The organism is Streptomyces sp. MNU89 (assembly GCF_020982505.1).
Taxonomy (GTDB): Bacteria; Actinomycetota; Actinomycetes; order Streptomycetales; family Streptomycetaceae; genus Streptomyces; species Streptomyces xinghaiensis.
This window is the reverse complement of the sequence record NZ_JAJKLL010000001.1, coordinates 7,029,583-7,047,439: the sequence shown is the minus strand read 5'-3', so window position 1 is coordinate 7,047,439 and position 17,857 is coordinate 7,029,583. Positions and strand designations below refer to the sequence as shown.

Genomic DNA, 17,857 nt, shown 5'->3' with positions numbered 1-17,857 from the left:
CCATGAGGCCCTGCTCGATGAGGCGCCGGCAGGCCGAGGCTCTCGCCAGGGCTGGCGGGGAGGTCGGGGGTGGGAGACTCGCTGGGCCCTGGTCGAGGTCGCCGCTGCGGAGCATGGCGTGGTCCAGGTAGACGAGCTGGGCGACGTCCAGGCGGCGGGGGAAGGTCTCTGACAGGAGGATCAGAGCGCGCATCCCGGCCTCCACGGGGCTGTTGAGAGCGGTCACTGGGTCTCCTCTTTGCACCAGGTCAGCCGGTCGTCGTTGGCCAGGCGATGGCACATGCCCTTGAGGTCGATGACTTTCACCACGGGGGCGAGGATGTTCGCCGGGTTCGGTGTGTGAGCGACGGCCGCGTCGAGCACGGCTTCCAGGCGTGCGTAGCCGCTGGCATAGTCGCGGTCTTCGATCTCGATCACGGCGTCGTACAGGTCGGTCTCGATCGCGGTGTAGGTCGCTTCCGGGACGCTCTCCTGCGCGAAACGCCACAGCGACTCCGCGTGGAAGAAGGCGGCACGCTGGCGGAAAAGGTGGCCACTCACCTTCGCATGGTCGCGGGCCTCTTGCAGCGTCTCCAGGGCGAGGCCGTGCTTCGCGTTGTAGGCGTCCAGCAGCTTGCGGACGTAGACGGCTTCGTGGGGTGCCTGGTCGGGTGGGGCCGGGTCGGCGGCAGGGCGCGGCTTGAGCGGTTGCGGGAAGCGCCTCACATGGTGGGGGGTAGCAGCGTGCAGTTCGAGAATCTCTTCGAGGTTCCTGGCTTCGAACATCGAGAAGTCCGTCGCCTGCGCCAGCGCGCCCACGGCTGTACGCATCTCCGGGGTGAGCTTGGGCTTGGTCCCGAGCTTGAGTCCTTGTCGTCCCACGCCGCGAAGAACTCGTCCTTCAGCTGGGGCGGGTTGAGCAGGAGTCGTTCGAGTCCCGTGCCGATCTTTGGTGCGACGAAGACATAGCGTGTGGGCAGCTCGTACGTGCCGAGGATCTTCGCGACGAAGATCTTCACCATCTCTGGGAAGGCGTCTGATTGCCCGAGCGGCTTGAGGTAGTGCTTGCACTGGTAGCAGTGCCACTCACCTGCGGTGCCTTGCTCGGAGAGACAGGCTGCGACGTCCGCTCCGCGGTCGCCGGCCCCACCCATCCGCTGAACTCGGACGTAGGGACGGCCAGACCACGTACCGAACTGGTGGACCCACTCGACGGTGAAGTCCTCCCAGTCGTCAGCGTCGTAGATGTATTGCAGGTACACCTGAGGCGTGGGCAAGGGCGCGCTCTGGGTCGGCGGCGCAAGCACGACGACCTCTGGCGATTTGAGCTCCGGAAAGCCGTCGAATACCGGCCGGACTCCATCCCTCCCCGGCTCAAGCCTCCCTGCCACAGCCCACCCCCGGCCCCTACTGCCATGCACGATCACTCACGGTAGTGATATCACCCCGCATGGTCCGTCAGGAAGGCACCTGAGCAGCCTCACCCCCCTTGGAGTTGGAGTGGCCGATCACCCTGCGGCCGCGGCCGGGCCGCGCCGAACCTGGCAGCCACGTCCAGGCGCAGGGCCGGATACAGGTAGACCCCGCCGCGGTGTCGACGGACATGTGAGCGCTGATCTCCCCGACGAGGCTGGCTGGACGAGGGTGGTGTCGAGGACGTCGCACGCGCCCAGCCCGACCGTTGGTCGGCGTTTCGCAAGTCAGGGGTGCAACACGCTTCGGATGTTGCAGCGGATACCCAAGGGCCGGCTACCGGCGGCGCGGGATGGTCATCCTGGCCTCCGCCAAGACGACGCCGGTCACCGAGGGGCGCTCTGTGCGTCGACGCATGGCCCTTGGGCGCGGAAGCGCGCGCGGGTTTCCGGCCAGGGCGTCGCACTGTCGTGGCCGGAGCAGCCGGCGCCTCCGCAAAGGGAGCGTGAGCCGGGCATTGGCTTTCCGTTGTGCAGTGCCACCCGCCCGTACGCCTCGTAGCGCTCGCGGCCGTCCTCGCCGTCCACCAGCTCGTTGGCGAGCTCCTGCTTGGTCCAGCGTGCGAGATTCTCGCCCGGATAGCGCCACCTCCTGAGGATCATGGCAATGATCTCCGCCTTGGAGTGGTCGTCCATCAGAGCGTTCCTCCGCTGGACGAGTTTGTTACGGAGCTCGACTTCGGCTGGGGAAAGCGGCGTGACCGCGTTGCGGATGTACTCGGGGTCCGTGTCCGCTTCGAAGAGCATGACGCAGTGATCGTGCGGCACAGGGACGGCGATTTTGCCCGGAAACTTGGCCTGCGACTCGGCGGCATCACGTACCCAGTTGAGGGCTTCGTGGTAGCCGAGGTCTCTGCCCTGCTCGCGTGCGGTGCGCTGGAGTTCGCGGGCGCGCTGCTGCTCGGTGGTGCGCTTGGTCATGGACGGGTCCTCTCGGCACCGGGTTCTCGCCCCCACACGGCAACCCCGGCTCGATGGATCGTCAAGGTGTCCGTCGATCCCGGAAGACCTTTCACCAGTGGTCCGGGCAGTGTGGGTGTCCGGGTGCGGTGTGGGCGTCGGCGAAGCCCAGGGCGTCAGCCCCGCGGGCAGGATACCGGCTCGGCCGCCGGCTCTTCGCCCTCGCCGGAGATGCGGGCGACCAGGGCGGTGGCGCTGTCCGCGTACGGATCGATGGCTCATGTGCATACCGAAGGACAGCACCGGGACGCTGGCGACTCCGTCGTGACCCGTGCCGTCGGCTTGTCGCCGGTGCTCGTCCAAGGGCTCATATCTTGCGGCAGCCAGTGCTGTCCCGAGAATGCAAGAACGGGCAGGCAGAGGCAGGCGACGTGGAAAAACTGACACGACGGACTGCAGATGCCGGCCCTGGCGGCTGGCCGCTTCGAGAGGCGGATGTGGGACAGATCGAGCAGGGGTTGGAGCGCGCATTACGCACCCGGCCCGTTCCTGCAAGCACCGAGGCCCGCCTGCGGTTTCTGCTGGCATCACACGGTGGTTCCACTCGGCGGGTCGCCACCGTGCTGGGGGTGTCGCAGCGCACCGTGCAGCGGTGGATGACGAAGAAGCCAGGAGCGCGTCGTCCGCCGGGTCCGCTGCAGGTGCAGGCGATCGAGGAAACGGTCCTGGCCCGGTGGCAGCCCCGAATACGGGCCCGTCGACGCGCCCAGGCAGAGGCGGAGGGCTTCGTCTTCCATACCAGGGCGCGATTCGGATTTGCGGCTCCTGCAGGCTCCTCGGACGACCCGCGGGTGCGGTGGATCACCCAGGATCTGCCGGGAGAGGTAGCCCGGGAGCTGTTCGCCGCCCGGGACGCCGGCGCGGGCGAGCAGCAGCAGACGGTGATCCTCGCCCGCGCGCTGGGACACGCCTACTTCCGCGAATGGGGCCGCCGGGCCCACGGTCTGCACATCGCTTTCAGCGACGTCGAGTTCGTCGACTTCTCGATCGGCTGAGCCTGCCCCTTCGAGCGACCGCGACAGGGTGTTCAGCGTCGCGAGGGCCTGACGCGACTGGCCGGCATGGCTTCGTATCGCTCGGCTTCCCGCCGCTCGCGCCAATCCCACTCCACACGGCCGACCGGGCCTTTCCGGCGGGCTGTGGGCGGCTGGGGCGGGCGCAGCCTGGCCGTCTCCGCCACACGCAGCAGGTGCCCACGGTCACCTGGCGCGGCGAGCAGTTCCTGGTCCTCGCCGGAGACGAGACGGGTGAAGCAGACCGCGGCCCGCAGGAAGACGCCGGCCCAGGGTGGTACGGGGTGCGGCGCAGCCGTCGGTGTAGCGGGCGCGGTCGTGCAGGGCGAGCGTGGCCGCGGCAGTGTCGTAGTCGCGAGGGCGGGCGGTAGCGAGTTGCTGGAGGGAGGCACCGGTGAACAGCGCGGCGGCAAGGGCCGCGGCCAGGCGGGATGCGCGGTCGCCGCGTGCAGCCGGTGGGCGATTCGCTGGGCGGTGGACGCGGTCAGAGGCACGGGCGGTGGACGGTGCCGCCAGATGATCGGGGGCGGCGTGCACAGGTCGGCGCAGGGGCGGGGCTGTCGTAGGAGACGAGGCGTTCCAGTGCAGGCAGAGTGAGCCACCGACCTGTCGGCCCGGCGGGCTCGTCTACCGGCAGGGGTTCGGTGATAGGCGTGCCGTAGTAGTGGCGGCGGGGCGGCCTCGAAGTCGGCGGTGAGGGTAGTCGGCCGTCTGCAGGGCCTGGTGCAGGGCGGCGGGAAGGCGGGGGCGGTGGCAGACCAGGCTCAGGTGGACACCGGTGAGGGCACGCAGCTCCAGGAGGCGCATTGTGCGGCGGGTGGTGAGGCGGTGGGCGCGCAGGACGGTCAGCCGGGTGACGGGCAGGGCGGTCATCCAGGCGTTGGCGGCCCAGGCGGGCTGGCGCCCGGCGGAAGCGCCCGGTGAGCAGGGGCGGTTTGCCCAGGGCGGCGAGAAGGTCGTGGGCGAGGCCGGTCTCGCTGGTGGTGCCCGGGCCGGGGTGCAGGGTGATCCGGCCGGACGACGGGTGGTGGGCGGCCAGGGCAGTGCGGGTGTGGAGCACGTCGTCATGGCGGTCGATGACCACGGTGACGGGCGGCAGCGGCGGGGCCGGAGGCATGGGCTGTGTTGGTGGTCAGGCGAGGCGGCTGAAGGCCCAGCGCAGCAGTTCCTGGTCCACGCGGGGGCGGCCGGTGCGGGCCAGGGCGGTGCGGGTGTGGGCGGTCAGCTGGGCCCAGGCGCGGAAGTTGCCGTGTGCGGCGTGGCTGTCGGCGAACGTGATGTCGTCGGGGTCGGCGTCGGCCCAGATCGGGTGGAACAGCGGGATGACGTCGAGGACCTCGTCGGGGGTGAGGCGGGTGAAGTGCTGCCAGATGAAGATGCGGGAGGAGAGCATCGGTTCGCGGCGCAGCACGGTGTGGCAGCCCTCGCCGCCGACGAAGATGATCGCAAGCTGGGTGGAGGGCTCGTCCCACAGGTAGCGGAAGTACTCGAATGCCTCGCCGTTGAGCCACTGTGCTTCGTCGACGAGGAAGGTGCGGGGGCGCTCGGCCAGGGCGGTCTTCAGCAGACGGTCGAATTCGCTGGGGTGGCGCGGCGGCTCGCCGGCCAGGTCGAGCGCGGTGAACAGCTCGTAGCGCACCGCTCGGGCGGTGGGACGGGCCCGGAAGGTGATCTTGCGGACGTCCTCGCCGGGTTCGAGTTCACGCAGGCAGGTGTTGACGGCGAGCGTCTTGCCGAAGCCGGCGCCGCCGTGGATACACATCATCGCGCGGGCGGCGACCGTATCGCCGATGTTCTCCCGTGCGGTGAGCAGGGCGCGGGTGGTGACCACGGAGGCGTCGGGCAGGTCGACGTACTGGTAGGTGGCCGCGGTCACGAGGCGTCTCCGTCTTCAGTGGTCTGAGCGGTCGATCCGGGTACAGGCCCGGGGGCAGGTTCGGATGGGACAGGAGCAGGCCGGCCGGGCGCGGTCCGGGTGACGAGAGATGGCGGGGTGCGCCAGTCGGCTGGGGGCGCGGCGGGCGGGATGAGGTCCGGCATCGCCAGATCGGACAGGTCGGTGCCGGCGGCCTGGGCGAGCTCGGCCTCGGCCTGCGCGGTGGTCAGGGTGCCGAGCCGCTGGGGGGCCTCGGGCTGGTTCACGGCGGCGTAGCGCTCGCGCTGTGAACCCTCCAGGTCCTTCTTCAGGCGGCGGGCTCGGGCGGCCCGTGCCCGCCGTACAGCGCTGACCTGTTCCTCGGTGGCCTGGTCGGCCAGGTCCGCGGGACCGAGGTAGCGGCCGGTGAACGCGTGGTAGACCTCGATGCGGTGGTCGTGGTGGGGCATGAAGCGGATCCGGACCTGGAGCCCGGACTGACCGGTCATCCACGGCCCCACATAGTCGCGTTTCCTGAAGCGGATACCGCGGGTGGTCAGTGTGCGGGTGCCGGCGTCCTCCAGGGTGAACGTCCACAGATCCGCCGCGGCCACGTCCCGCAGCAGGGTGGGATCGTCCTGCCACGCCTCAAGCGGGGTCCTGCCCCGCAACGGCGCGGGCTGGTGTTCGGTGTTCCACCACGACGTCCAGGCGAGCAGCCGGGTGGTGAAGTCCTCGAAGCCGAGCAGCACCTCGCCCTTCGGGCGGGAAGAGCGTTTGCCGGGGCGCGGCTGGCGGGCGTATCCGGGCAGCGCGGCCAGGAACATGCTCTCCACCGCCCGGTTCAGACCCTCCACGGTGCCCTTGAGGTGCGGGGTGTAGGCGGGCAGGTCCTCCATGGTGACGTCCAGGAGATCGAACGCGGCGGTCACCGTCCTCGACAGGAAGTCCTTGCCGCGGTCGACACGTACCTTCTCGGGCAGGCCGCCGAACGGGCCGTAGGGGTCCTCGCGCAGGACCGCGGAGCGCAGCGCGGCCAGCACCGACTCCCGCGACGGATGCACCGGCGTCACCGCGACACCGGTGATCGCGTTGGTGGCGCAGTCGGTGAACCACGTGATCCACGGCCTTCGGGCCCTGCCCTCGACATCGACCAGGACGGGGGCCTGCATGTGGTCGGTCTCCCACACGTGGTTGCGCCAGCCCCGCGGCCGGGCCAGGAACACATCGTGTTTCCGCGCGGCCCGCTCACCACCCGCGAGCCCGGCCCGCTCCCCCGGCGTCAGATCCCGCTGGACCGCCCGGTGCAGCGTCGGGATCGAGGGAGGCGGATCCCCCTCGCCCCTGGCCGCGCGAGCGGTCAGCTCACGATGCACCGCTGCGACGTTTCCCTTCCACAAGGCCAGCAGACGGCGCACTTCGGGGGTGACGGAGAAGCGGTTTTTACTCTGGGCCCGTGCCCCGGGCTCCGCAGCCGCTGACTCGTCACGCTCGGCAGCGGCAAGCCACCGCCACACCGTGCGCTCGGTCACTTCCAACGACTGAGCCATCAGCCGCACATGCCGCGTAGTCAGTTGCTGGTCCTGCCGCAGGGCGAGCAGCCGGCGCACGGCAGGGCCTCGCAGCGCCGACAGGGAGGAGGAAGGCAGGCCTCCCCGCATGCCCGGGCCCGACCCGTGCGCGCCGGAGCGGGAAGCGTCCTCTCCCGGCTCGGCCGCGCCGGTCACAGCGGTCCCATGAGCCGTGCGCAGGCCCGCTCCAGCATCCGGCGGTCCACCACCGCCCGGCTCTTGCCATAGATTTCGGCGGTCAGGTGCGAGGTCAGCTTCGCCCAGGTCCGGAAGTTGCCGTGCCCCACGTGCTCGTCCACCCACGCGACATCGTCCGCGGTCACGTCCTGCCACAGCGGGTGGAAGGCAGCCATCACGGTGGCCAGCTCCCGCTGGCTGAGGCGCGGCACCAGCTCCCAAGTCAGCACCCGAGAGGCCAGCGCAGGTACCCGGCGCAGCGCCCGTTCGCTGCCCGCACCCGCGAGCACGAGTGCCGTATCCGTGTCCGGGTGGTCCCACAGCCCGCGCAGAAACTCCAGCGCCGGTCCCGGAAGGCGCTGTGCCTCGTCCAGGACCAGCACGCGGGGCTGCCGCAGCGCGTTCACCAGCGTAAGGTCGGCCTCCCCCGCCCCGCGCGGCAGACGCCTGCCCAGCTCCAGGGCGTCCGCGAGTACCCGACGCAGTTCGGGGACCGTCGGATGCACACCGACATGGACCCGGCGGACCCGGGCCGGGTGCGGCAGCTGGGAAAGGGCGTACTGCAGCGCGACGGTCTTGCCCTGACCGGCGTCGCCGTACAAGCACACCACCGCCCCCACCGCGGCCGCGTGGGCGACCGTCCGCAGCACCGACCGCACAGCGAGCGTGTGCACCACCTGTGCGCCCGGGACCAGGACCGGGACCTGCGCCAAATGCTTCTGCTCCCGCAGGAAGACCTGCCCGCCGGTGCCTTGGCCGGCCACGACGTTCAAGCCCAGCTCGCTGAGCGGATCCGGCCTGCTCGGCCCGGCCACCACGGGCTCCCGCTCGACCAGCAAAGCGCGCCCCGCCCGTCGGTCTCTGCGGATCACCCGGTGCAGCGTCGACGCCGACGGCACCGAGGCCCCGCCAGCCGCGGCCAGCCGGCGTCTCAGCTCAGCGACGTTCCCTCCGACCTCGCCCAGCAGCGCCCACACTTCGTCCGACACCGCATACCCCTGCCGGACCGGCGCCTCCACCAGCCCGGTCGCCTTCGCCTGCTCCAGCCAGCGCCACACCGTACGCTCCGAGACACCCACCGTCTCAGCGACCGCACGCACATGCCGCGTGGCCAGCTCCCCCGCCTGCTGCCGCTCCAGCAGACGACGCACCACCAGCCCCCTGGGCAGCACAGGCCCACGACCGGCCCTTACCTCTTGATCCACGCCCCGATCACACCGGCCGAGCCCACCTCACCGCATAAGAACTCTCGAATCTGAGACAACATCAGCTGCCATGCGATAAAGCCCCACGACAGCGATCCCACCCCTCAATCTCTCACCCCATGACAGCGACCCACCCGCCCACAAACACCCACTGACCAGCCTCGTAACACCCATCCCCGGACCAGCACGACCGACTCTCACCACTACCGACACCAACCCGAGAGATCGCACCGTGGAGCCGGATCGTGCGAGGCCCGGGACGTGTTCTCGGGCCTCGCCCTTCCGGTGTCGGGTTGCTCATCGTCGGCGGGAGCGCTCCGGTACGGGCTGGGGGCGTAGCGGGTGCTGTGCCGCTCACGGCCCGCCGCGGTCCGGGGGCTCCGTGGGTGTGCCCTTGCGCCGTGTGGTCTTGTGCGGCGTTTCCCCGGGCCGCCTCATGCGGGTGGTGAGCAGGGTGGTGGGGATCGTGGGGCTCGATGGTCAGGGGCGCCCGGTGTTCTGGTGGGGCGGGAAGAGGTGGTGTTTGTCGGAGGCGATGCGGTCGGCGGGATGCCGTGGTGGGTGGACCGCTTGTCCCGGAAGCGTGCCCGGGGCGGTGCTGGAGTGCTCGTGTCGGCGAGCAGTTGGTGCAGCGGGTCGGGCGGGCTCGGCGGGCCGCTTCCCGGATCCTGGGCGGGGAGGCGGTCCGCCCGCCGTGGGGGCCGCGGCTGCCGCTGCGGCTGCCGTCACTCTGCTCGTGCGGTTCTCGTGACGGTCGTACGAGCCGCACGTCGCCCCGGCCTTCTGGCCCGTCCCGCCCGGCTGCGGGGGCGTTTTCCCCCGGGTCGGGCCTTGGTCAGTGGTCCGCGCAGCACGGCGTGGGGTCGGGGTCCTCGAACGGCACCAGGGTGCCGCCCGCGGCGGGCATGGCGGCCAGGACGAGGCGGCCGTTGTGCCAGTGCGGGCGGACGTGTTCCCGGGTCACGAGCCGGGTGTGCGGGGGCGGTTCCTCCGGCGTGCCCACCACCGTCACCTGCTCGATCGCGGAGCGTGCGAGGACTTCCGCGAGCGTCAGCGTGCCGGTGAGGGCGCCCGCGCCGGGGTAGAGGACGGCGCGGCCGGCCTCGTCCGGGGTGCCGTCGCGGACTGCGTGCCCCTGGGCGGTGAGCCGGTCCCGGGCGGTGCGCAGGACCGGCTCCGCTCCGGCGGCGCCGGCCGTGAGGGACAGGGCGACGCGCGGGCGGCTGTCGCGCACCAGGTGTGTGCAGCCGAAGACGCTTTCGGGGAGGGAGAGTTCGGCTGCCAGCGCCTGGAGCAGGTGATCGGCCTGGCGCAGCGTCGCCGCGTCGGTGTCGATGGCGATGGCGTAGGGCGCGGAGGGTGGTGTCACGACGGCAGGATCCATACCGGGTTGGAGTAGAACCACAGGTCGCGCCACGGGTCGGCGTCGCCGACGACGTCGATGGCGGGGCCGGCCGGGTCGGCTTTCGCGCCCAGGGCGCCGACGGCGGACCGGTTGCCGTCGGTGCCGCGTGTGCGGAGGTAGAGGGGGTGGTCGACGCGGCCGAGGTCGTAGGTGAGGCGGACGGTGCCGGTGTCCTTGTTCACCTCGTAGGAGGTGACCACCCGGGCCGTCGGCGCGGTGAAGGTGTCCTTGTCGGTGGCGGGGCCGGTCACCTCGCCCCTGATGACGTCCACGCGGGCCAGTTTCGGGGTGAATCCGGCCCAGTTGGGGCCGCCGGCCAGGGCCACGTCCATCGACAGGGTGACCCGCGTGCCCTTGCGGACGTGCAGGGCGCCGCCGAGCGTGGCCCAGCGGCCGCCGCCGGAGACGCGGACGTCGAGGCCGCTGATGAGCCGGCCGTGGTCGACCCAGATACGGCCGGCGCGGATGCCGTCCATGACGGCGGCGTAGGTGAAGCCGTGGGAACCGACGTGGGTGCGGCTGTACTGGCCGGGCCAGAAGTCGCCCTGGGTGACGTCGATCCGCCCGGCGTAGAGGGGGTCGTCGTAGTGGCCGTTGGTGCCGAAGTCGCCGCCGCCGCGGGCGGCGGTGTCGGCGTACACCTGGTGGGAGTCGGAGTTGGCGGTGATCCACCACGGGCGGCCCTCGGCGAGGAGGCTGTCCCACAGGCCGCCGACGGTGGCGGTCATCCAGTCGAAGCCGCCCCAGGTGCGGTAGCTCTCCAGCGGGTAGCCGGGGAAGGAGTTGGCGCCCGGGCTGCCGTCGTAGATGCCGCGGGCGCGGCCCATGCCGAGCGGCTTGGGCAGGCCGGCCGCCTGGTGGCCGGGGCGCCCTCGAAGCCGACGGCGATCCGGTGGCGGTTGGGGGTGGCGTCGCGCCAGGCGCGGATCTCGTGCGGGGAGTCGATGCCTTTGCGCGCCGGGTGGTTGGCGAGCATCAGGGCGTCCTTGACCGTGCGCCGCTGCACCTGGTCGGCGAGGAAGGACAGGCCGGCGACGGCGAGGGCCTCGTTGGCGGGGTGGAGGCGCCGGCGTCCTTGACGCTGCCGTCGTAGTCGGTCTCGAATTGTTTGAGGACGGACACCTCGTTGCGGCCGGGGTGGACGAAGACCGTGCCGTGCTCGGCGGCCGGGATGTTCCACTCCAGGCCCTGGAAGACGAGGGTGTCCTGGTGGGCGTTGCGGGCCTCGCGGATGTCCGGGTTGACCTTCTCCACGCCGATCTTGGCGTGGGTGACGCTGCCGTGGTCGGTGATGACCATCCAGTCCATGCCGTGCCGGGCGCCCTGGCGGACCTGGTCGAGGACCCGGTACTTGCCGTCGCTGCTGTACTGGGTGTGGATGTGGTGGTCGCCGGCGAGCCAGAGGAAGCCCTTGGTGCGGCGGCCGTTGCCCGCGGCCTGTGCGGGGGCGGCGGTCGCGGTGGGGGTGAGGACGGTGCCGGCGGCCAGTCCGGCGCCGAGCAGGCCCGCGCGGCGCAGCAGGCCGCGGCGGGAGTGCTGTTCGGGGGTCAGGGCCTGGTCGGGGACGCTGGTGTCGAAGGCGGCGGGCAGGGCCTGCGGGCCTCGTGGCCGTGGGTGTGGGTGTGGTTGTGGGTGTGTGGGTGTGCGGGTGGGTGGTGGTGACCGTGTCCGTGACCGTGTCCCATGAAGGTCCTCCTGGGTACCGCCGCCGTGCGCGGCTCCGAGGAGCATCCAGGCAGAAGATGAATGTTTAACGACTCGGGGGTGAGTCCTGCCTGCCGTCCTGCCTGCCCCGGCATGAAACCTCAGGGCCCCGAGGGCCCCGAAGGCCCTGGGGGGAGGCGGCTCGTGTCCGGAGCGGGCCGCGCGGCCGGCCGCGCCCTCCACACCGGCCGCGCCCTCCACCCCGGCCGCGCCCTCCACCCCGGCGGGCAGGCCACCCGGCGGGCAGGCCACCCGTCTCCGCGCTCACCCCGGCATGCCGGGTGAGCGCGGCGGGCCTGTCCCACGCGCCGGGAGCCTCCAGGACCTGCGCGTCCGGGTCACGCTGCCGGCCGGCGGCAAGCCGATGGAGGGAGAAGGCCGCGGCGACGGCGGCGGCGGGCGGCCGGGCCGGGCCGGGAAGGGAGGGAGGGAGGGGAGGGAGGTACCGGCCGCCTTCGCGGGGTGCCTGCCGGGCGTGCGCCCTGCGCCGCCCCGGCCGTTACGCCGCGACCCGGGCCCCGCGCCGCCGCCCCCGTGGCCGGCCCACCCGCCCTGCGCCGCACCGCCGGGATCACCCGCGGGCGCTGCCCGCCCGCGGCCGCACCGGACCCGGCCTCGCCGACGCCCTACGCCCGGTGCGCAGCACCGTCCACGGCCGGTGCCCCCGGAGGAGCGCCCGGTGGCTTCGGCACCCCGCGCGACGTACAGGTCTCCGGGAGCGGAGGCGGGCGGGGCCCTGCAGTGGCGCTGGGGCACCGGCCGCGCGAGCGGCCCGGCGGAACGGTCAGCTCGGGGCGCGCCCCGTCGTGGGGCGGCGTCACGCCGGCGGCGCCCGGCCCGCCCGGAAGAAGGGAGCACGGAACCACCCGGGGGATCGCTCACCACACGCAACACAACCGGCCCCCGGGTCACCGTCCGCAGCGGCTCCCCCGCGCCTCAGGTACACCCCCCAGGCCTATCGATATTCGATAGATTACCATCGTGATTCGATCGAAGGAGCGGCCATGGGAAACCCGACAGTGCTTACGCCGCGCGCCGTACTCGCGGCGCTGCCGGCCGGTTCGCTGTTCATCCAGACGGTGATAGTGCCGCCGCCGGCCGCCGACCTGGAGGAGCTCGGCCCCGAGCCCCCACCTGCGCACCCCTCCTCGTGATCGTCTCCCCTGCCGCCGTGACGGCCCAGGTCACGGTCGCCTGCACGTGGCAGCTGGTGACCAAGGCACGGCGCAACACCATGTTCTCCCACACCGCCTTCCGATACGCACACACCGCGACCGGCACACTCCCAGCAACCGCACACCCCGCATCCACACGTCGTGACACAGCCCTGGGGATACGCGCCGCAAAGGCCGGGCGTGCTGACCCGGTTGTCCGCCGGCACGCTCTGCTACGGCCTGTACGCCAATCCCAAGAGCGGCAACCAGGGCAGCATCGCCCGTCATGGAACTGTCGACGGCTGGGACCTGCACCCGGGCGGAGGACCGCACGAGAACGACACCTCCGAGGAAGTACTGGCTTCGTACCTCTACCAACACAGCGCCGTGGCCTTCTCCTGCGCCTATGCAGGACTGCGTCCGGCCGACAGGCGTGCCGTGGTCGGACCTCCCGATGTGTGGGCCGAACCGCCCCGTCGCGACTACTGGAGTCACTGACTCGGACAGGCCATCGTCACCGTGCCTTCCCACCCATCACTCAGACTTCGATGACACGCGCCCACAGTTCGGTGACACAGGACAACCGTCCGCCGCGGCCGAACAACTGGAAGGCGCGAACAGTGCCAGGTGATAACAGAAACAGCCGCAGCAGGCGGTGCCCCGGACCTGACCCCGAACTCACCGCCTCCCGCCCGCGCCGCCCCGGCCGGAGACCCGTACCCCGGTAACCCTGCCCACATCACGGCTGCTGGTCGCCCCCCGGCCTCGCGCCCGGTGAGCGGTCGGCCGCCTCCGGGCCGCCGGCCGCCACCCGCCGCGGCGCGGGATCCGTCAGGCGATGCGGTCCCGGATCCACACGCCGGCATCCTTCAGAGTGCCGGGGTCGGCCCACGTCCCGCCGGAGCAGGTTCCCGGCCGGAAGACCGCGCCGCTGCGGAAGTCGTCGGAGTAGTTCCAGTTGGTCCAGCTGATCTTCTTCTCCGCCATCACATCGAGGTAGCGCTGGGCCATGGCGAAGTCGTCGGGGCCGTCGCCACTGTAGTCCTGAGTGCCGAACTCGGTGACGAACAGCGGGAGTTCAGCGGCCGCCCGGGACAGGGTCCGCAGGTACTCCTCCCGGTGCGAGGCGGCGTAGAAGTGGAAGGTGTACATCACGTTCTCCGCGTCCACCGGATCGGCCACGATCTCGGACTCGTCCGCGCCCTCCGAGACGCCCAGTGAGGACCATGCGCGGGTGCCCACCAGCACGACGGCGTCGGGGTCGCCGGCCCGCACGACGGGAATGACGTCCTCCGCGTAGCTTCTGATCGCCTCCCAGCTCACGCCGTTCGGTTCGTTGGCGATCTCGTAGAGGACATTGTCCTGGTGGCCGTGGCGCTCGGTGATATCGGCGAAGAAGCGGGCGGCCAGCTCCTTGTTGACGCGGGGATCGCCCGGGTCGAGCATGTGCCAGTCCACGATCACGTACATCCCGCGTTCCGTCGCCTGGTCGATGACGCGGCTCGCCAGGTCGGTGAAGCGGGCGGGGTCCGTCTCGTATCCGTCCTCCTGGACGTAGGTGGACACCCGCAGCACGTCCGCACCCCAGTCCCGGGCCAGGACGTCGAGGGAGGCGCCGGTCAGGCAGTGCTCGAACCACTGGGTGCCGTGGGAGCTCATCCCCCGCAGCTGCACCGGCCGGCCGTCCTCGCCGCACAGCGCCGTCCCGCACACCTGCAGCCGCCCGTGGTCCTGGAACGGTGTCGCCGCGTGCGCCCGCGCCGAGGCCGGAAGGGGTGCCGTCATCGCGGCACAGAGGGCCAGGAGACCGGCGGCCCGGGCCAGGGCCCACCGGTGACGCGACCTCGGTAAGCGGCGTAACACCATCACTGTCCTCTCCGGTGGTTCCCACGCACCCCCTGCTCCCCGGGGCTGCGACCCCTGCGCACGGTAAAGCCGGCCCCGGCGCCGGTCAATGCCGCAGAGGCGGGCTCGCTGCGCTGCCGTGCGCGGCGGATCGTGAAACGCCGGGCTGTCCCCCGGGGCGGCTGAGCCCTCATCCCCCCGTGGCCGTGCGGCCGCCCTGCCGAGCCGCACCCACCCCCCGAGGAATGCCCCTTTCATACGGTTCATGCATATATGCGCGGGTACCGCGTGACGAGGGAGGCAGGGGGCGCCCGCAGCCAGGCGGGGGGCCGCCCCGGTGGCCCGACGCGGACGCCGGCGGACACCGGCCCCGTCGCCGTCCGCCGGGGGCGCAACACCTCCCGCGCAACCACAGACCGACCGGCGTGCGCCGCACGTCCGCATGACCCAGGGAGAAACCAGTGATCTCGTACCAGGACCTCGACCGGGTCGCCGACAGCACCGCCGTGGGCACCGACGGCAAGCTCGGCAAGGTGAGCCAGGTGTACGTCGACGACCGGAGCAACCGCCCGGAGTGGGCCACCGTGCAGACCGGCATGTTCGGCACCAAGGAGTCCTTCGTCCCGCTGGCCGAGGCCAGGCTCGCCGACGGGTCCCTGGAGCTCCCGTACGACAAGGAGAAGGTCAAGAACGCTCCCCGTGTCGAAGCCGATCAGGGCCATGTCTCGGAGTCGGAGGAGTCAGAGCTCTACCGCTACTACGGCATCCCCCAGGGCGAGGCGCAGCGGCCCGAGGCCGCGGCGGGCCGCACCGGGGGCGAGCGGGGCAGGGGCTCGCCCGCCGGTGAGCAGCGGAGCCGCCCCGTCGGGCGGGACACCTCCGGGCCCACCACCGACGAAGCCATGACCCGCTCCGAGGAGCGGCTCCGCGTGGGGACCGAGTCCGTCGAGTCGGGCAAGGCCCATCTGCGCAAGCACGTCGTGACCGAGAACGTCACCCGCACCGTGCCGGTGAGTCACGAAGAGGTCCGTGTCGAGCGGGAGCCGATCACCGAGGCCAACCGCGACCGGGCCATGCGGGGGCCCGCCATCTCCGAGGAGGAGCACGAGGTGACCCTCCACGAGGAACGGCCGGTGGTGGAGAAGGAGACCGTGCCGGTCGAACGGGTCCGGCTCGACACCGAGACGGTCACCGAGCAGCAGGAGGTCTCCGAGCAGGTCCGCAAGGAGAGGATCGACTCGGACGCCGACGACACGCGGCGCCGGCACGGCCGTTGAGCCGCGGACGGCGGAGTGGACGGCGGTCGGGGTCCGGGGCACGTGCTCCGGACCCGGCCGCCGTCGGGCGTCCGGATCTGCCACACCGGTGCGGCCTCCTGCCCCGGCGGGCGGGGCGGCCGTCCCGGTGCGTCGGTGGCCCCGCCGCGAGGCGCCGGACGCGCCCTGTGGTCTCGGTAGGCTGGGCGGGTGCCGAAGCTGGTGGACCACGAGCGGCGGCGGGCGGAGCTGCTCGCGGCCACCTGGCGGGTGGTCCGCGCCCGCGGCGTGGAGGGCACCACCACCCGGGCCATCGCCGACGAGGCCGGATGCTCGCTGAGTGTCCTGGCCCATTTCCTCGGCGGCAAGGACGACATCCTCGTCGCGGCCCAGACGGCCGTCTACCAGCGCATCGTCACCCGCGCGTTCGGGCTCGGCGGTGACCTGTCCGGCCTCGCCGCACTGCGCGCCGCCCTGGACGCCGTGCTCCCCCTGGACGAGGAGCGGACCGCCGACGCCCACGTCAACGTGGCCTTCGCCGGGGCGGCGCTGTCCAGCCCCCGGCTGGCCGCGGCGCGGCGTGACTCCCACCGCGAGATCCGGGAGCTGCTGCGCGTGTGCCTGCGGGAGGCGCGTGAGGGCGGTGAGCTGCGTCCCGGTGTCGAGGACGACGACGTGATCGACGACTTCATCATCTTCGTCGAGGGCAGCACGCTGCTCAGCCTCGTCGACGGCTGGGCCGAGGAGGGCCGCGGCGAGCGTCTGTCGCGCCTGGCCACGGCCTTCGTCGGTCAGCTCGGGGCGCCCGGGCCGCCGGCGACGCCGCCGGTGGTCTGAGGCCGGTCCGGGGCCGTGGCCGGGGCCGGTGGCTGTGCGGCGATCACGTCGCGGTACCAGTACCAGGAGTCCTTGCGCGTCCGCCGCAGGGTCGCGCGGTCGACGTGGACGAGGCCGAACCGTTCGTCGTAGCCGGCGGCCCACTCGAAGTTGTCGAACGCCGACCACACGTAGTAGCCGCGCACGTCGACCCCGGCGGCCACCGCGTCGGCCACGGCCCGCAGGTGCCCGTCCAGATACGCGATCCGGCGGGGGTCGGCCACCCGTCCGCGGGCGTCGGGGGCGGCGTCGTGGAAGGAGGCACCGTTCTCGGTGACGACGGCGGGTGGCAGGGCCGGATAGCGGTCGCGCAGTTCCCGCAGGATGCCGGTGAGCGCGGACGGCACGATGGCCCAGCCGAAGTCGGTGCGCTCGGCGCCGGCGACCGGCACGGGTGAGAACGGCAGGCCCTCGGGGATGTCGACCTCCATCACCCCTCGGTAGTCCTTGCCCTCGCGCGGCGCCTCGATCACGGTGGGCTCGTAGTAGTTGACGCCGTAGAAGTCGAGCGGCGCGCTGATCAGTTCCAGGTCCTCGGTGAGTCGCGGTTCCGCGGTGCCGGTCGCGGACCGGATGAGTTCGCTGGGGTAGTCACCGCGCAGGATCGGGTCGGAGAAGGTCCAGTTCGTCAGGTCCGAGAAGAGCGCGGCCGCTTCGGTGTCGGCCGCGTCGTCGCCGGCCGGGGAGACCGGGAAGTGCTGGTTCGCCACACCGGTGCGGGCCGCCCCGTGGGCGCGCAGCGCCTGGACGGCGAGGCCGTGGGCGAGGAGCTGGTGGTGGGCGGCGGGCAGGGCGGCGAGGCCGAGTCCCCGGGCGGGCGCGTGGTCGGTCAGCGCGTAGCCGTAGAGGGTGTGGACGTTCATCTCGTTCATCGTGATCCAGTCGTGCACCCGGTCGCCGAGCCGCTCCGCCGCGGCGGTCGCGTAGCGGGCGAACGCGTGGGCGGTGGCGCGGTTCATCCAGCCGCCCGCGTCCTCCAGCGCCTGGGGCAGGTCCCAGTGGTAGAGGGTGGGCACCGGGCGGACGCCGGCTTGGAGCAGGCGGTCCACCAGGCGGTCGTAGAAGTCGAGTCCCCGGGGGTTGACGGCGCCGCCGTCGGGCATGACCCGGGGCCAGGAAAGGGAGAAGCGGTAGTCGTGGACGCCGGCCTCCGCGATGTGCGTGACGTCCTCCTCGTACCGGTGGTAGTGGTCGATGGCTGTGCGGGCGTCCTCGCCGTGGCGGACGGTGCCGGGGCGTGCGGTGAAGGTGTCCCAGATACTGGGTCCCTTGCCTTCGAGGTCGGCGGCGCCCTCGATCTGGTACGCCGAGGTCGCCATCCCGAAGCGGAAACCCGGCGGGAGCAGGGGCGGTGATGGGGGCACGGGCAGTCCTTCCGGGTGGGG

Annotated in this window: 15 protein-coding genes and 2 pseudogenes; 5 read left to right on the top strand and 12 right to left on the bottom strand. The window is 72.1% G+C overall.

All coding sequences use genetic code 11. From position 1 onward, the window contains the following. The 4 genes from E4N63_RS30340 to E4N63_RS30325 form a co-directional block, all read right to left on the bottom strand. On the bottom strand, positions 1 to 226 hold a 226-nt coding region (locus E4N63_RS30340), incomplete at its 3' end, for an ABC-three component system middle component 2 (protein ID WP_374112854.1). Next, positions 223 to 765, bottom strand: coding sequence for an ABC-three component system protein (locus E4N63_RS30335; protein ID WP_230242276.1), 543 nt, complete (start codon positions 763 to 765; stop codon positions 223 to 225). The genes E4N63_RS30340 and E4N63_RS30335, both read right to left, overlap by 4 nt. Next, positions 702 to 1,406, bottom strand: coding sequence for a hypothetical protein (locus E4N63_RS30330; protein ID WP_230242275.1), 705 nt, complete (start codon positions 1,404 to 1,406; stop codon positions 702 to 704). Before E4N63_RS30330 ends, E4N63_RS30335 begins: the two co-directional genes overlap by 64 nt. Before the next feature lie 372 nt (positions 1,407 to 1,778). After that, a complete protein-coding gene (locus tag E4N63_RS30325; RefSeq protein ID WP_230242274.1) occupies positions 1,779 to 2,372 on the bottom strand; it encodes a hypothetical protein in 594 nt (197 codons plus the stop codon). 53 nt (positions 2,373 to 2,425) lie between these two features. On the opposite strand from E4N63_RS30325, the gene E4N63_RS30855 reads away from it, so the two are divergent. Continuing rightward, on the top strand, positions 2,426 to 3,406 hold the full coding sequence (locus E4N63_RS30855; RefSeq protein WP_268270946.1) for a helix-turn-helix domain-containing protein: 981 nt from the start codon (positions 2,426 to 2,428) through the stop codon (positions 3,404 to 3,406). 645 nt (positions 3,407 to 4,051) lie between these two features. Here E4N63_RS30855 and E4N63_RS30310 read toward each other — a convergent pair. From E4N63_RS30310 to E4N63_RS30285, 6 genes and pseudogenes are all read right to left on the bottom strand, one after another. Next, positions 4,052 to 4,297 (bottom strand): hypothetical protein, encoded by a 246-nt coding sequence (locus E4N63_RS30310; protein ID WP_230242734.1) that lies wholly within the window; start codon positions 4,295 to 4,297, stop codon positions 4,052 to 4,054. Positions 4,298 to 4,556: 259 nt separating this feature from the next. Continuing rightward, positions 4,557 to 5,300, bottom strand: coding sequence for an ATP-binding protein (locus E4N63_RS30305; RefSeq protein ID WP_230239587.1), 744 nt, complete (start codon positions 5,298 to 5,300; stop codon positions 4,557 to 4,559). Positions 5,301 to 5,385: 85 nt separating this feature from the next. Beyond that, positions 5,386 to 6,889, bottom strand: a pseudogene (locus E4N63_RS30300) (Mu transposase C-terminal domain-containing protein); the annotation flags it as partial. Positions 6,890 to 7,002: 113 nt separating this feature from the next. Next, complete coding sequence (locus tag E4N63_RS30295) at positions 7,003 to 8,199, bottom strand: ATP-binding protein (protein WP_230239589.1); 1,197 nt, start codon at positions 8,197 to 8,199, stop codon at positions 7,003 to 7,005. 868 nt (positions 8,200 to 9,067) lie between these two features. Next, positions 9,068 to 9,601, bottom strand: a complete 534-nt coding sequence (locus E4N63_RS30290; RefSeq protein WP_125625712.1) for a hypothetical protein — start codon at positions 9,599 to 9,601, stop codon at positions 9,068 to 9,070. Next, positions 9,598 to 11,322, bottom strand: a pseudogene (locus E4N63_RS30285) (PHP domain-containing protein). The gene E4N63_RS30290 and the pseudogene E4N63_RS30285 overlap by 4 nt, the downstream one beginning before the upstream one ends. A gap of 1,023 nt (positions 11,323 to 12,345) precedes the next feature. Between E4N63_RS30285 and E4N63_RS30280 the strand changes: the two are divergent. Both E4N63_RS30280 and E4N63_RS30275 read left to right on the top strand, forming a co-directional pair. After that, the gene (locus tag E4N63_RS30280) at positions 12,346 to 12,495 is read left to right on the top strand and encodes a hypothetical protein (protein ID WP_230242272.1); all 150 of its coding nucleotides are present in this window, start codon (positions 12,346 to 12,348) and stop codon (positions 12,493 to 12,495) included. 162 nt (positions 12,496 to 12,657) lie between these two features. Beyond that, the gene (locus tag E4N63_RS30275) at positions 12,658 to 12,993 is read left to right on the top strand and encodes a hypothetical protein (RefSeq protein WP_308188766.1); all 336 of its coding nucleotides are present in this window, start codon (positions 12,658 to 12,660) and stop codon (positions 12,991 to 12,993) included. 333 nt (positions 12,994 to 13,326) lie between these two features. Here E4N63_RS30275 and E4N63_RS30270 read toward each other — a convergent pair whose 3' ends face one another. Continuing rightward, a complete protein-coding gene (locus E4N63_RS30270) occupies positions 13,327 to 14,280 on the bottom strand; it encodes a glycoside hydrolase family 5 protein (RefSeq protein WP_230242271.1) in 954 nt (317 codons plus the stop codon). A 521-nt stretch (positions 14,281 to 14,801) separates the two neighbouring features. On the opposite strand from E4N63_RS30270, the gene E4N63_RS31330 reads away from it, so the two are divergent. Continuing rightward, positions 14,802 to 15,617: a DUF2382 domain-containing protein gene (locus tag E4N63_RS31330; RefSeq protein ID WP_230242270.1), complete on the top strand. Its 816-nt coding sequence runs from the start codon at positions 14,802 to 14,804 to the stop codon at positions 15,615 to 15,617. A gap of 189 nt (positions 15,618 to 15,806) precedes the next feature. Next, positions 15,807 to 16,433 (top strand): TetR/AcrR family transcriptional regulator, encoded by a 627-nt coding sequence (locus tag E4N63_RS30260; protein ID WP_230242268.1) that lies wholly within the window; start codon positions 15,807 to 15,809, stop codon positions 16,431 to 16,433. Here the strand turns inward: E4N63_RS30260 and E4N63_RS30255 are convergent. Then, positions 16,388 to 17,836: a GH1 family beta-glucosidase gene (locus E4N63_RS30255; protein ID WP_308188765.1), complete on the bottom strand. Its 1,449-nt coding sequence runs from the start codon at positions 17,834 to 17,836 to the stop codon at positions 16,388 to 16,390. The two genes, E4N63_RS30260 and E4N63_RS30255, sit on opposite strands and share 46 nt — an antisense overlap. Between the last annotated feature and the right edge of the window lie 21 nt (positions 17,837 to 17,857).

Excerpts from the sequence above, each read along its gene's own strand:
- E4N63_RS30335 (WP_230242276.1), bottom strand. The coding sequence starts at position 765 with ATGTTCGAAGCCAGGAACCTCGAAGAGATTCTCGAACTGCACGCTGCT.
- E4N63_RS30855 (WP_268270946.1), top strand. The coding sequence starts at position 2,426 with ATGGATCGTCAAGGTGTCCGTCGATCCCGGAAGACCTTTCACCAGTGG.
- E4N63_RS30270 (WP_230242271.1), bottom strand. The coding sequence starts at position 14,280 with ATGACGGCACCCCTTCCGGCCTCGGCGCGGGCGCACGCGGCGACACCG.
- E4N63_RS30310 (WP_230242734.1), bottom strand. The coding sequence starts at position 4,297 with ATGACCGCCCTGCCCGTCACCCGGCTGACCGTCCTGCGCGCCCACCGC.
- E4N63_RS30325 (WP_230242274.1), bottom strand. The coding sequence starts at position 2,372 with ATGACCAAGCGCACCACCGAGCAGCAGCGCGCCCGCGAACTCCAGCGC.
- E4N63_RS30280 (WP_230242272.1), top strand. The coding sequence starts at position 12,346 with ATGGGAAACCCGACAGTGCTTACGCCGCGCGCCGTACTCGCGGCGCTG.